This is a genomic window from Stenotrophomonas sp. SrG, from assembly GCF_050031795.1.
In the GTDB taxonomy this organism is placed as follows: Bacteria; Pseudomonadota; Gammaproteobacteria; order Xanthomonadales; family Xanthomonadaceae; genus Stenotrophomonas; species Stenotrophomonas rhizophila_A.
The window spans coordinates 1-250 of the sequence record NZ_JBNBBE010000628.1 but is presented as its reverse complement, the minus strand read 5'-3'; the positions used below and the strand labels follow the sequence as shown (position 1 = coordinate 250).

Genomic DNA, 250 nt, shown 5'->3' with positions numbered 1-250 from the left:
ACGCTGGCCACCGAGCTGCGGGCGTTGGCGGCGCCCTATGCGGTGTGGTTCGCGCCTGACCGGCCCTGGCTGGCCAGCCAGCTGGTCTTCACCGCCCCGCCGCTGCAGCTGGCGCTCGGCGTGGTCACGGGGCGGGGCAAGGCGATGTTCTGGGCCGGGGTGCTGGCGCTGTTCTGGTTAAGCCACGGCGTGATGAGTGCCTGGAGCCACCCGGAAACCGCGCACTTTGCCTGGCTGGAACTGCTGCTGG

At 71.2% G+C, this 250-nt stretch carries 1 protein-coding gene; it reads left to right on the top strand.

Features of this window, described 5'->3' with window-relative positions:
- Positions 1–3 precede the first annotated feature (3 nt).
- The coding region (locus ACQG3P_RS21105; protein WP_426806145.1) for a DUF2069 domain-containing protein at positions 4–250 on the top strand (247 nt) is incomplete at its 3' end.